Source organism: Hymenobacter sp. YIM 151858-1 (genome assembly GCF_025979705.1).
Classification (GTDB): domain Bacteria; phylum Bacteroidota; class Bacteroidia; order Cytophagales; family Hymenobacteraceae; genus Solirubrum.
The window spans coordinates 1,181,237-1,193,346 of the sequence record NZ_CP110136.1; the positions used below are offsets into that span (position 1 = coordinate 1,181,237).

The 12,110-nt window shown below is 61.6% G+C and carries 14 protein-coding genes; 6 read left to right on the plus strand and 8 right to left on the minus strand.

The genetic code is table 11. The features are described 5' to 3' along the window. Window positions 1-4: 4 nt before the first annotated feature. The 6 genes from OIS50_RS05265 to OIS50_RS05290 all read right to left on the minus strand — a co-directional run bounded on the left by OIS50_RS05265 (window position 5) and on the right by OIS50_RS05290 (window position 3,634). Window positions 5-1,030, minus strand: coding sequence for a hypothetical protein (locus tag OIS50_RS05265; RefSeq protein WP_264693279.1), 1,026 nt, complete (start codon window positions 1,028-1,030; stop codon window positions 5-7). A gap of 12 nt (window positions 1,031-1,042) precedes the next feature. Next, entirely contained in the window at window positions 1,043-1,879 is an 837-nt protein-coding gene (locus OIS50_RS05270; protein ID WP_264693280.1) for an adenine nucleotide alpha hydrolase family protein, read from the minus strand. A 5-nt stretch (window positions 1,880-1,884) separates the two neighbouring features. Beyond that, window positions 1,885-2,454 (minus strand): hypothetical protein, encoded by a 570-nt coding sequence (locus OIS50_RS05275; RefSeq protein ID WP_264693281.1) that lies wholly within the window; start codon window positions 2,452-2,454, stop codon window positions 1,885-1,887. Further along, window positions 2,451-3,080, minus strand: coding sequence for a hypothetical protein (locus tag OIS50_RS05280; RefSeq protein ID WP_264693282.1), 630 nt, complete (start codon window positions 3,078-3,080; stop codon window positions 2,451-2,453). Before OIS50_RS05280 ends, OIS50_RS05275 begins: the two co-directional genes overlap by 4 nt. Before the next feature lie 81 nt (window positions 3,081-3,161). Then, window positions 3,162-3,374, minus strand: a complete 213-nt coding sequence (locus OIS50_RS05285) for a hypothetical protein (RefSeq protein ID WP_264693283.1) — start codon at window positions 3,372-3,374, stop codon at window positions 3,162-3,164. Then, window positions 3,374-3,634: a hypothetical protein gene (locus OIS50_RS05290; protein ID WP_264693284.1), complete on the minus strand. Its 261-nt coding sequence runs from the start codon at window positions 3,632-3,634 to the stop codon at window positions 3,374-3,376. The genes OIS50_RS05285 and OIS50_RS05290 overlap by 1 nt, the downstream gene beginning before the upstream one ends. Before the next feature lie 234 nt (window positions 3,635-3,868). Between OIS50_RS05290 and OIS50_RS05295 the strand changes: the two genes are divergently transcribed. The 3 genes from OIS50_RS05295 to OIS50_RS05305 all read left to right on the plus strand — a co-directional run bounded on the left by OIS50_RS05295 (window position 3,869) and on the right by OIS50_RS05305 (window position 6,291). After that, window positions 3,869-4,618 (plus strand): S24 family peptidase, encoded by a 750-nt coding sequence (locus tag OIS50_RS05295; RefSeq protein ID WP_264693285.1) that lies wholly within the window; start codon window positions 3,869-3,871, stop codon window positions 4,616-4,618. A 517-nt stretch (window positions 4,619-5,135) separates the two neighbouring features. After that, complete coding sequence (locus OIS50_RS05300; protein WP_264693286.1) at window positions 5,136-5,927, plus strand: HipA family kinase; 792 nt, start codon at window positions 5,136-5,138, stop codon at window positions 5,925-5,927. Beyond that, a complete protein-coding gene (locus OIS50_RS05305; protein WP_264693287.1) occupies window positions 5,905-6,291 on the plus strand; it encodes a DUF3037 domain-containing protein in 387 nt (128 codons plus the stop codon). The genes OIS50_RS05300 and OIS50_RS05305 overlap by 23 nt, the downstream gene beginning before the upstream one ends. Window positions 6,292-6,303: 12 nt before the next feature. Here the strand turns inward: OIS50_RS05305 and OIS50_RS05310 are convergent, their stop codons facing one another. Continuing rightward, complete coding sequence (locus OIS50_RS05310) at window positions 6,304-7,023, minus strand: M48 family metallopeptidase (RefSeq protein ID WP_264693288.1); 720 nt, start codon at window positions 7,021-7,023, stop codon at window positions 6,304-6,306. Between the two features lie 243 nt (window positions 7,024-7,266). Here OIS50_RS05310 and OIS50_RS05315 point away from each other — a divergent pair, with 243 nt between their 5' ends. After that, the gene (locus tag OIS50_RS05315; protein ID WP_264693289.1) at window positions 7,267-8,109 is read left to right on the plus strand and encodes an oxidoreductase; all 843 of its coding nucleotides are present in this window, start codon (window positions 7,267-7,269) and stop codon (window positions 8,107-8,109) included. A gap of 96 nt (window positions 8,110-8,205) precedes the next feature. On the opposite strand, the gene OIS50_RS05320 is transcribed toward OIS50_RS05315, so the two are convergent. Continuing rightward, window positions 8,206-9,234 carry a class 1 fructose-bisphosphatase gene (locus tag OIS50_RS05320; RefSeq protein WP_264693290.1) on the minus strand — a complete coding sequence of 343 codons (1,029 nt, stop codon included), beginning with the start codon at window positions 9,232-9,234 and terminating at the stop codon, window positions 8,206-8,208. Between the two features lie 371 nt (window positions 9,235-9,605). Between OIS50_RS05320 and OIS50_RS05325 the strand changes: the two genes are divergently transcribed. Then, the gene (locus OIS50_RS05325; protein ID WP_264693291.1) at window positions 9,606-10,508 is read left to right on the plus strand and encodes a hypothetical protein; all 903 of its coding nucleotides are present in this window, start codon (window positions 9,606-9,608) and stop codon (window positions 10,506-10,508) included. A 297-nt stretch (window positions 10,509-10,805) separates the two neighbouring features. Then, window positions 10,806-12,035, plus strand: coding sequence for a hypothetical protein (locus tag OIS50_RS05330; RefSeq protein ID WP_264693292.1), 1,230 nt, complete (start codon window positions 10,806-10,808; stop codon window positions 12,033-12,035). Window positions 12,036-12,110: the final 75 nt, after the last annotated feature.

Sequence of the window (12,110 nt, forward strand, 5' to 3'; positions counted from 1 at the left end):
AAGCTCACCGATCCCACTTGCTGACGTAGCCAGTGCCAGCAGGGCCGCTTCCGGCCGGCTGCTGGTGCAGGCTGCCATCGGGGCTGCGCTGGACGTTTGGAGCGAGTTTGAGGCGGTTGTCGTGGGCATCGTTGAGCATGAACTTGGTGGCGGTGGCCTTCCAGTCGCGGCGGCGGGGCGGCTCGCCGTCCTTGCGCCAGTTGGCTACCTGCGCGTGGTAGAATCGTAAATCGGCCAGCTCGTAATCGGTGCTGGCGAAGGCGGCGGCGAAGTCTTCGTAACGAGCAAGCCCGGACTCGGCGAAGGGCACTTCGGGGCGCTGGGGCCGGGCTTTTTCGGTGCGGGCGGTGGTGGCAGCCCGGGCGGCGGCTTGGCGGATGGTGGCCTGCTGTACCCCCTTTTTCTTTGGCGCAACTTTCTTTTTGGGGGCTTCGGCTGCGCCGATGGTCGATAGGTCGTCTTCGAATACCTCCGCTGCTGACTGTCCTTCGCCCGCGAAAACCTGGTTCCTTCTTTTTTTCAGGCCGCTGCCTCCGTTTGAGGTAGTGGTGTTTAGTACATCACCAGTTTTATCCAATAAGGAGTGTTGTGGCACATCTGCCACGGGTGATACTGGTTCACCCGTGGCAGATGTGCCCCTGGTAGGGGTGTTTACAGGTGGCACTTCTGCACCCGATGGAGCCGGTTCACTGGTGGCAGAAGTGCCACTGGTGCCGGCTTCTACTGGTGGCACTTCTGCCACTGGTAAGACCGTCATCCGGCAGCGGCTGGGCTGGTACTTGGATTTACTGGGCTGGTAGGTCAGCAAGCCCCAGGCGACGAGGTCGTAAAGCGTATCGGTGTACGTGCGCTTGTTGCCGATGCGGGCGGCCTGCATAGCGGCGGCGTGGTCGAGGTCGAAGGCCTCGGGAAACCGCTCGGCGTTCCAGGCGAAGAACAGCGCCCAGTACAAGCTGACGTGCTGCGGCTTTGCATGCGGGTGGCACGTCAGCAGCCGGTGGGCGGTGCGGGTATGGTGGATGTAGTTCACGCGGCCGGTTCATCAGAAAGAGCATTCGCACGGGCGGCGCATTTCGGCCGCTTCCAGCTGGTAGCGACGCAGGTCCCAGGAGAACTTGCCGGTGGGGTAGTGCTCGGTATTGGGCACGCCATCGGCCTGCATCTGGGCGAAAACCGGGCGCAGCTCGGCCAGCGGGAGCGGGCGCACGCGCTTGTAGGCCCGGCTGCGGTTGATGGTGTAGCCCAACTGCTGCTCGGCCGCCTCGGCCTGGGCGTACACGTCGGGGCGGTGGCAGAACGTAACGTACCAGTGCTGGATGCCACCCTTTAGGCAGCCTGCGCAGTTGCCGTGCTTGTAAGTGCCGTAGGTCAGGGGCGGGGCGATGCCCACCTCCGTGGTACTTTCCAGCGTGTCGGGCCACTCGGCCAACGGGAAGCAGGTGGCGTAGCCCATTGAGCCCAGGATGGCGCGGCGCCGGCTGATGCGGTCCTGCTCGTGGTCGTCGAACCCGTAGTAGATGACGGCCTGGTCCGGCGGGTGGTGCTGCTCGAGGTAGGCGTGGAAAGGCTTGGTCTTTAGCTCGTGGGTGCAGAAGGCATTGCCGTTGCCGGGTTGCTTGAACGCCTTAGCCGCCAGGCTCACCTGGAACTGATCGGGCAGCTGCCGGGCATCGGTGATGCCGCCGAGGTTGGCGTATGTAATGGGCACCCCGAGAAACGACGCTACCTCCAGCTTGAACCGCTTGATGTCGGCGGCTTCTTTGTGCGGGTGGATGTCATGGTTCAGTAATACCACGTCGTGCGGCCCGAAGCGGCGAACTACCGCAACGGCTACGAGGGCCGAGCTGTGGCCTCCGGAGAAACAAACGATGTGCTTCATGGGGGCTACTCGATTAGCAACTCTTGCCCCGTGGACTTGCTGAACAAATCGAGCTGGCGGCCAGCCTCGGCGCGTTTGCCGCGCAAGGCGGCTTCGACTTCGGCCAGCGCCTCGAGCATCGCCGTTTCCAGCAAGCCGGCGTAATCGTAGACGGGGCCGGTTTCGTCGTCGTAGGCGACGTAGGGGCTGGTCAGGTTTAGCACCTTGCCACCCTTCAACTCGCGCTGGCCGATGAGCGTCACGCCGCCGTTGCGGCCGATGCTGAAGCCGGTGACGGCGTAGCCGGCGAAGTGGCCGGGCAGCTCCTCAGCTTCGTCTTCGGGCCAGTAGTCGGACGATTCAACCAACTGCTCGGTGAGCAGGCAGAGGTGGGGCACGAGGCAGGCAAAGCAGTGTTGCAAGTCGGCGTGAACCGGCACGGTGCCCTGCATGGTGAAGGTCCTGGCTGGGGCGTCGGCTTCGTGCTGCTCGCTGAACTCGGCGTAGAGCAGGCCGTTCTTCAGCTTCGCTTTCTGAATGCAGATGACGGAGGTAGCGGCCTCGGGGCCGACGATGGGGGCAAGTTGGGTGCTCATGCGGGCTGCGGGGTTTGGTGGTGGGCATGAAAGACGGCGGCCGAGAAGCCGCGGGGCGTAAGGCTGCGGATGTTGGCGCGGTTCTTCGAGCCGGGTACCTTGTCTACCATCGAGCCTTTGACGGGAAAGACCGGGCGCTTTTCGGGCATGACGAAGCCGTGGCCGGTCCACAGGAAAGTGCGTTTGGTGTAGGCTTCGGGCTCCGGGTCGGGCAGCCAGCCGGCGTACTCGCAGGGGTCGAACTGATGGTCGGGCTCGCGCCAGTAGTGGCGGAGCTGACCGCGCGGGTTCTCGATAAAGTAAGGGGCGCCGAGTCGCTGGCAGAGGTCGGCGGCAGCGCCTACCAGGTCGAGGGCGACGGCCAGGGCGCGCAGGCCCTTGACGCGGAACAGGTGGGCGCCGGCATTGCTCAGGTCGGTACACGGCGGGAAGGCGGCCACGAAGGCCACCGGGCCGGCCGGGGGAGTGAAGCGGCGCACGTCGCCGCCGACCAGGCACACGTTGCCTTGCCAGGTTTCGCCGGGCGGGTGCTGCACGTCCACGCAGTAGCAGGTATAGCCGGCGGCGGCCCAGGGCTCCACGAAGCGGCCGGAGTGGTCGAACAGGGAAATGACGGTCTGGCTCATGCGGCGGCTACTTGCATGGTGGCCCGGTGGTAGCGGCGCGGGTAGGCGTCGAGCACGGACTGGCGGAAGCCCCAATCTTTTTCATTGAGACGCACTCCCTGAAGGCGGCCGGCGCGGCGGGCGCGCAGCAGGGCCAGAAAGGCCGATGTAGGCAGCGGCCTGGGCAGTGGTCAGCACCTGGTCGGGCTTGGCGGTGGTGGCTTTGGCGCGGGCGGCTTCGGCCTGCTCCAGCTTGTCGAGGCGCGCGGTGAGGTTCTGGAACTCGGCCGCACTGAGGATGACGGCGGTTTGCATCAGGCGTCGGCAATAAGTTTTTGGGCCCGCTCCTGTATTTGGCGCTGCCGGTCCTTTGCTTCCTCAGCTACTTCCAAAAACACCTCTATCACTTCGGGGCGGCTGCTGCGACCGTTGAGCAACTGGTAAATGCCGCTGGTGGTAATGCTGATGCCCTTCTGGGCCAGCCTACGGATGGTTTCCTCGACCACGCCATTCTTGCGCGGCAGACTGCGGAGGATTTGTTGGAATAATGTGGGTTCTTTTGCTGGTTGTTCCACTTTAATTGCAGTTAAGTGTGTACATTGGTGCAACAAAGCGACGCCTTGTATGCGTACAAATATACACACACATAAGTGTGTAAGTTGCACTAATGCACACAAAATATGGAGCCAGCCGAAAAAGAGTCTGAGTTGACTACGCAGGTCGTGGGCCGCTTGCAACAGATGTTGGACCATTTCGGCCTGAATGCCAACAGCGCCAGCAAAGCGCTGGGATATTCAAGCACTAGCAAGATGTACAAGATTATGCGGGCGGAGGTAGCGCCTTCATATTCCACATTAGTAGAGATTCTGCGCACGTGGCGGCAAGTGTCGCCGGCGTGGCTGATGCTGGGAGAGGGGGCGATGCTGCGGGACAGCGGGGAGGCCTCAACCGCGCCACGCCAGTCGGTATCGACCAGCAACACGGCCGTGGTGAACAGCGGCGGGGTGCTGGTGGTGACCGTGGATAAGGACGGGGACGAAAACACGGAGCTGGTTCCGGTCAGCGCCCAGGCGGGCTACGCGCTGCAGCACAACGAAGCGGTATTTGTGCAGGACCTGCCCAAATACCGGCTGCCACGCTTTGAGCACGGCAAGTTCCGGGCCTTTGAAGTGGCCGGCGACTCGATGGAGCCCACCCTCAACCACAATGACATTGTGGTATGCAGCTTCGTGGACAATTGGCGGTTGCTGGTGCCCGATGACGTGTACGTGGTGGTGACGAGCGAATCGGTGATGCTGAAGCGCATTCGCAAGCGCATCTCCGGGTTGGATGAGGAAGTGCTGCTGTTCTCGGACAATCCCCATCGGCGGCCTTATCCGGTTGATGCCGCTGACATCACGGAGCTGTGGCGGGTGCGCGGCTACATCTCCACCTACCTGCGGTCGGCACCCGATGTCACTACCGAGCGGCTGTGGGAAGTCATCGAGCAACTGGGCTTTGACCGGGGCGAGGTGCGGCGGCATTTGGATGAAGGCGCAACCCCTGACGCTACCCTATGAGAAATGTCGGCCGCTTGATTGCTTTTAAGCGGTTGATTGAATGATAGTTGCCGAGCACTTCGGTGTGGTGTGATGAGCCCCGGCAGGGGGCTCATCTACTCAAAACGCCCTTGTAAATCGAAGGATTTGCAAGGGCGTTTTTTGTGGCGCAATGTTCGGTTCTCGTAAACCGGATTTGGGCTTTCTTGGTGGGCTCACCCGGAACGTTGGCCTCAATGGGGTATCCGTTATCCGACTCGTTTAGAGCAGAGCTTAGACGAAAAACCGAGGCGCTATAAGTGCAGTGGTCGTGCCCGAAACGGAAGAGCCGTTGAGAAGAAGCTAACGCAGCCATTAGTACTTCCCAGACCTGTGATGATACGGCCTCTGGAGACATAAACGGTAGGCCGCTACTACCCCGTGAACGTACCAAAGCTCCCAGAATAAGCCCGGCTACGGCGCTGCCGACACCTAAATACCGACGAGCTGCGTTTAACTCCCCGCATTGTACGTCCTTTGCGCTGCATTTGAGCCTTGTATGCCCAACCAAGATTTGCACCTCCGAAGCGTCGACGTGGTTCGCTACGTGACGCCGTTGCGCGAAGGCGGTTCGCTGCCCGCGCTGGTTGAAGCCGACGACGGCTTTATGTATGTGCTGAAATTTCGGGGGGCAGGCCAAGGCACCAAGGCGCTGATTGCCGAGCTGATTGTGGGCGAACTGGCGCGGGCGCTGGGTTTGCGTATGCCCGAACTGGTCTTTTGCCAGCTCGACGAAGCCTTTGGTCGCACCGAGCCGGATGAGGAAATTCAGGACCTGTTGCGCTTTAGCACGGGGCTGAACCTAGGGCTGCACTTTCTGGCCGGCGCCAGCACCTATGATCCGCTGGTAAACACGCTCGACGCAACAATGGCCTCACAGGTGGTGTGGCTCGATTGCCTTACACTGAACGTTGACCGTACCGCACGCAACACCAACATGCTGATGTGGCACAAGGAGCTGTGGCTGATCGACCACGGAGCGGCCCTTTACGTGCACCACACCGGGCCGGGTTGGGCCGACGTACCGCGCCGTTCCTTTCCGCAGATAAAGGATCATGTACTGCTGCCGCAGGCTACGCAGCTGGCAGCAGTAGATGGAGAGTGCCGGCGGCTGCTCACCGCCGAACGCCTGCGGGCCATTGTGGCGCTGGTACCCGATGATTGGCTGAACGAACCCGACCTCAGCCCCGATGAGCAGCGCAGCGCCTACGTGCGGTTCCTGGAGAACCGCCTGGCCGCATCCGAAACCTTTGTTCAGGAAGCCGAGAATGCCCGACAAGCACTTGTTTGAGTACGCCGTGCTGCGCGTGGTACCGCGCGTAGAGCGCGAAGAGTTTTTGAACGTCGGCGTGATTGTGTATTGCCGTTCGCAGGGGTTTCTAGCCTGCCGCTTCGAGGTGCCGGAGGCGCGCCTGCGGGCTTTTGCCGCGGCCGAGCTCGACCTGGCCGATGTGGCCGAGCGGCTGCGCTCGTTTGAGCGCATTTGCCGCGGCCGCAAGGAGGGAGGGCCAATTGGGCAAATGGGCGTGGCCGAACGGTTTCGTTGGCTTACCGCTACGCGCAGCACGATCATCCAAACGTCGGCGGTGCACCCCGGCATGTGTACTGATGCCGGCGTTGCCCTCGACCGGCTGTACGCGCAGCTGGTGGGCTAGCGCCCTAGGTGCTTAGCAGGCGTCGGGGGTGTGGCCAGCGCGCAGGAAGTGTTGGTTTAGCTCGCGGCGGTGTTGCGGCCATTCGGGCATAAACCGATCCATCAGCCCCCAGAAACGTTGGTTGTGCAGGCGTTCGTGCAAATGCACCAGCTCGTGCACCACCACGTAAGCCAGGCAGTGCGGCGGGTGCTTAATCAGCTCCAGGTTCAGCCAGATGCGCTTTGCCCGGATGTTGCAGGTGCCCCAGCGGGTTTTCATCTGCTTCACGCCCCATTCCTTTACCTGCACGCCCACAATCGGCTGCCAATGGGCCAGCAACACCGGCAATTGCTCTTTGAGGCGGGCCCGGTACCAGGCAGTAAGCAGCTGCTTGCGTTGGGCCGCGGTGGTGCCGGGCTTCTCGAATAAGCACAGCTTACTACCGTCGAGCTCAACGCGCGGCGTGCCGGTGGTGCAATGGAGCTGCAGCGTGTGCGGCTGGCCCAGGTAGTAGTGCGTCTCGCCGGTTTGGTATTGCAGCGGTAGCGGGCGGGTTTGCTGCTGAAAGCGCTCCTGGTGTTTGCGGATCCAGGAACCCCGGGCGATTACGAGTTGCCGGATGTCCTCTTCGGGCGTGCGCAGGGGCACGGCCACGCGCACGCGGCCATCGGGAGCGTACACGGTGAGGCGCAGCGTACGGATGTTTTTGCGAACGACCTCTACGGCGAGGTTATCGACGAGCAACTGGGGCATGAGGTGAACAGTCGATGGAGACGCGCACCCACGGCAGCCACGCCCTAGGTGCTAAGCCGCAAAGCTACCCACTGCTGCCGAGCTTACCCGCTATATTCCGGTGCAGCACAATCAGCACCTAGGGGCGGCTGGCCAGCTCGCCCACGTGCAACAATAAGGCAAAACCTAAGCGGCCGCTGGCTAGTTGAAAGCGCTACATGCCCGCGCGGCATACTTGTTCAGTTCATTTTTCTTTCGCACAGAATGGCTAATACACCCAAGCATTGGTTTATCACAGGCGTTAGCACGGGCTTTGGCGCCGCCCTGGCCGAATTACTGCTTCAGCAGGGCGACAAAGTGGCGGCTACCTTTCGGCAGCCCGAGCAAGCCGAAGCATTTGCCCGGAAAGCTGGCCCCAACGGCGTTGCCCTGATCTGCGACGTTACCGACGAAGCGCAAGTAAAAGCGGCCGTGGCCGGTGCAATCGAAGGCCTGGGCCATATCGATGTCGTGGTCAACAACGCCGGCTACGGTTCGTTGGGCAGCATCGAGGAGATTTCGGCTGCGGAGGTGCAGCGCCAGTTTGAGGTGAACGTGTACGGGCCCTTGCACGTGCTCCGCGCCGTGTTGCCGCACCTGCGCCAGCGCCGCAGCGGCCACGTCATCAACATCACCAGCATCGGCGGGCTCAAGACTTTCCCGGGGGTGGGCGTGTACAACGCCAGCAAGTTTGCCCTCGAAGCCATTGGCGAGAGCCTTGCCCAGCAGGTAGGCCTGTTGGGCATTAAGGTTACCAACATCGAGCCCAGTGGCTTCCGTACCGATTGGGCCGGCCGCTCGGCCAACATCGTCACCACTGCCATCGACGATTACCAGCCCACCGTAGGCGAAAACCTGAAGGGCATTCAGGGGTACAGCGGCAGGCAACCCGGCGACCCGCAGCGCGCCGCCCGGATTATGTTTGACCTGGTACGCGAGCCGAACCCGCCTCTGCATTTGCCCATTGGCAAAGCCGCCGTGCGCGGGGCCCGCGAAAAGTTTACGGCCTTGCTGCAGGAGCTCGAAAGCCAGGCCGAGCTGGGCAACTCGGCCGATTTCCCGGAATAACCGGCTGCGTCGCACTCGTCGCACTACACAAAAGGGCCACACCCGTTGCGGGTGTGGCCCTTTTGCATTTCAGTAGTTGCCGGCACCTAGGGGCGCCTAGGCTTCGTCGGCCGAGCTTGGCTGCAGGATTTTGCTGGTCAGCTCCTCCACCATGTTGCGCGAGCCGATGTAGAGCGGGCTGGGTTGCTGCAGGCCGGTGGGTACCACATCGAGCACGTTCTCGCTGCCGGTAGAGGCCAGGCCGCCGGCTTGCACTACCAAATAGGCCAGCGGCAAGCAGTGCGTCACGAGGCTGAGGGTGCCGTCGGGTGCGGCTTCGGTGGGTGGGCTGAGGTATACGCCGCCGGTGAAGAGTGTGCGGTGGAAGTCGGCCACCGGCGAGCCAACGTAGCGGCTGCTAAAGCTGCGCTGTTTGCAATCCGTCAGGTACGCCTGAATGGGCTCGGGGTATTGAAAGGTCAGGCCTTCGTTGCACGAGTAGCTATTGCCCTCCGACGGAATGGTTACCTGCTGCTGCGCGAGGTAAAACTCGCCCAGCAGCGGCTGGAAGGTAAAGGCCGCCACGCCTTGGCCGGTGGTGTACACCAGCACAGTGCTGGCGCCGTAGAGCACGTAGCCGGCCGCTACCAGCTTATGGCCGCCTTGCAGAAAATCGTGGGGGGTAGCCGGAGTGCCTAGGGGCGAAACCCGGCGGTAAATGCTGAACAGCGTGCCCAAGCCAATGCCTACGCCGGTGTTGGTGTCGCCGTCGAGGGCATCGAGGGCTACCGCGTAGGTGCCTAGGTTGTGGCCGGTGTTCTGCAACGTGCCATGCTGCGCCGATAGCACGGCGCATACCTCGCTGCCGCGGCTTAGCGCCCGCGAAAAGCGCAGGTGGGCGGTTTCGTCGAGGGTTTGCGAGGTTTGGTTGCCCAGGCCGGCCCGAACGTTCATGCTTAGTTGGGGCAAGCCGGCCTGGTTTACTTCGTGGTTCACGAGCTTGGCAGCCAGGGCCAGGTCGCGAAGCAACTGCGAAAACTCTCCGGTGGCGGCCGGAAATTCGCCTTGCTTCTGCATAATGTAACGTTCGAGGGTGAGTCCTACGGGCAGGTCGAGGTCGTCGTCGTTCAGCATAAGCTGCAGCAAATCAGCGTGTGGTAGTGGTAATACGGGGCCGGCGTGGCCAAAGATGAATGAAGCCCGAAAATGAATGGGGCGGGCAACGCCAGCAGCAAAAAACGTAAAAATATTCCGCAAATAATTAGCTAAAAAACCGCGTAGCTGCACAAGGCCTGTGTGTGCTTGCCAGTTGGTTGGCTTGTGCCCTAGGTTGCTCGGCTATTGGTGCGGAGTAGGCAGTAAGGTTTGGGCCAAGCCCGGCAGTGCGTTTGCGTTTTGGAAGCTGGGCTGCACCGAAACCGGAGGGTTGTACGCGGCCGCGAAAATGCGGCTTAACGCAACTCACAGGCTGTAAGGGCAGTAATAAGTTGATTGTTCAACCAAAACACATTCCCACCATGGCTAATTACGATCAGCATCGCGATGATGAGGAGCGCGACTACCGCGGCCGCAATCGGAACTCGGATTACCAGAATCGGGACCGCAGCCGCTTTGGCGACGACCAGCAGCAGCGAGGCCAGAACCAGTACGGCAGCGGGCGCTACAACCAGCACGACGACGATGACAACACCCGCGGCGTAAGCGGCCGCTACGGCTACAGCTCGGGCTCCTCGTCATCTTCGTATGGGCAGCAAGGCGGCTACGGCCAAAGCCAGCAATACGACCAAGGCCGCTACGGCAACCAGGGCGGCATGCAAGGCGGCCAAGGAAATATGGGCCGTGGCAGTATGGGCAGCAACTATGACCGCGACGATTACAACCGTGGCAGCATGAGCAACCGGAGCGGCATGGGCGGCTACGGCGGCAGCAACATGGGCGGCACGAGCAGGTACGATGACGACCGTCGGGGCAGGGGCTCTTCGTCGTATGGCGGAGGCTCGAACTATGGCTCTACCAGCTACGGCTCCTCGCAGAACTACGGTTCGTCGGGCAGCGATTATTCCGGCGACTACCGCAACCAGAGCCAGAACCGCTACGGCAGCGAAAGCGGCATGCAAGGCGGCTACGGCAACCAAGGTGGTTCGGGCCGGAACATGGGCTACGACCGCGACGACGACTACAACTACAACCGCGGAGGCAGCATGAGCAACCGCGGCGGCAGCCAAAACATGGGCGGTATGGGTTCGGGCCGCTCCAACTACGGCAGCGACTACATCGACTCGCGCTACGACGAGAACAGCCGCTACCGCAGCAACCGCGACCACGAGAGCTACGATCGGGACAACGACCGGGAGCACCGGGGGTTTTTCGGGCGGATTGCGGATTGGTTTGACGGCGACGACGACCGCGACCGTCGCTAAGCAGCCATACAAATGGCTTTAACAGGAAAGGCCCGGGCAACTGCCCGGGCCTTTTTGTGTGTGCTTTCCTGTACGTGGCGGTTGGCACCTAGGGGACAAGGTTCAGGCCAGTACCCCCTAAAAATTCAACGCCCCATCGGCCGGAGCCGACAGGGCGCGAAAGAATAGTTTTGGTGCGGTAAAGGTAAGCAAAGATTCGATAGCACCAACACGTGCCCTGGGGGCCAGGTTGTCGGAGGGGGCGTACGGCGGGTTTTCCGTTACTTCGTGCTTCCGACCATTGTTCTGCACCCCTGTATGCAGCTTGTTGAAGTATCTACGCCGGCCCACGCCCGCGAATTCCTGGAGTTTCCGCCCCGCGTTATCTACGCCCACGATCCGAACTACATCCGCCCGCTCGATCAGGATGTAAACGCGGTTTTCGACCCCGCCAAAAACAAGCTGTTCCGCAACGGCGAATGCACCCGGTGGCTGTTGCTCAACGAGGCCGGCCGTACTATTGGCCGCGTTGCCGCCTTTATCAACCGCGAAGCCGCTTTTCCCCCTGAGGCCAGTGCCTCGGATGCCGACGCACCGGATTCGGCAAAGTCGTTCGCTACACAAGACATTTTTCGCCGGATGGGCGGAATGGGGTTCTTCGAATGCATCGACGATCAGGCGGCGGCCAACGCCCTGCTCGATGCCTGCCGCGATTGGCTGTCTGCCCGCGGAATCGAAGGAATGGACGGCCCCATTAACTTCGGCGACCGGGATAAGTGGTGGGGCTTGCTTACTCAAAACTTTGGCTCGCCGATTTACGGCGCTACCTACAACCCCGAGTACTACGCGCAGCTGCTGCACAACTACGGGTTCCAGACGTTTTACAAGCAGGTAACCTATTTCCGCCCGATAGAAGGGCAGCTGCACCCCAGCATCGCCAAGCGGGCCGAGCGCATTGCCCAGGACCCGCGCTACTCGTTCCGGCACATGCACCGCCGCGACTGGCGGAAATACGCGGCCGATTTCCGGGAGGTATACAACAAAGCCTGGGTAAAGCACGGGGTGAAGCCCATGTCGGAGGAGGTATCGGTAAAGCTCATGAAGAGCATGCTCGACATCCTCGACGAGAAGCTGGTGTGGTTTGGTTATTTCGATAAGCAACCCGTTTCCTTTTTCATCAGCTTACCCGAAATCAACGAAATTCTGCGCCATTTCAACGGCAAGCTGGGCTGGTGGCAGAAAGTGCAGTTCAAGTACCATCAGCTGCGCAACACCGTTAAAACGATGTTTGGTGTGGTGTTCGGGGTAGTGCCCGAGCATCAGCGCAAGGGCGTGGAGGCCGCCATGGTGCACGCATCGTCGCTGATTATCCAAAAGCCCGGCGGCGTGCCCTACACCCACACCGTAATGAACTGGATCGGCGACTTCAACCCCAAAATGATGGCCTTGGTGGAGCTGTTGGGTGCCACGCCCTGGCGCGAGCACCAAACCCTGCGCTATTACTTCGACCGCACGCGCGAATTCCAGCGCCACCCCATCCTCGACTAACCCCTGGCTTCTCCCTAGGTGCCTGAGCCCGGCCGTGGGCATGGCACCTAGGGAGAAGCGCTGCCCCGGTAGCCA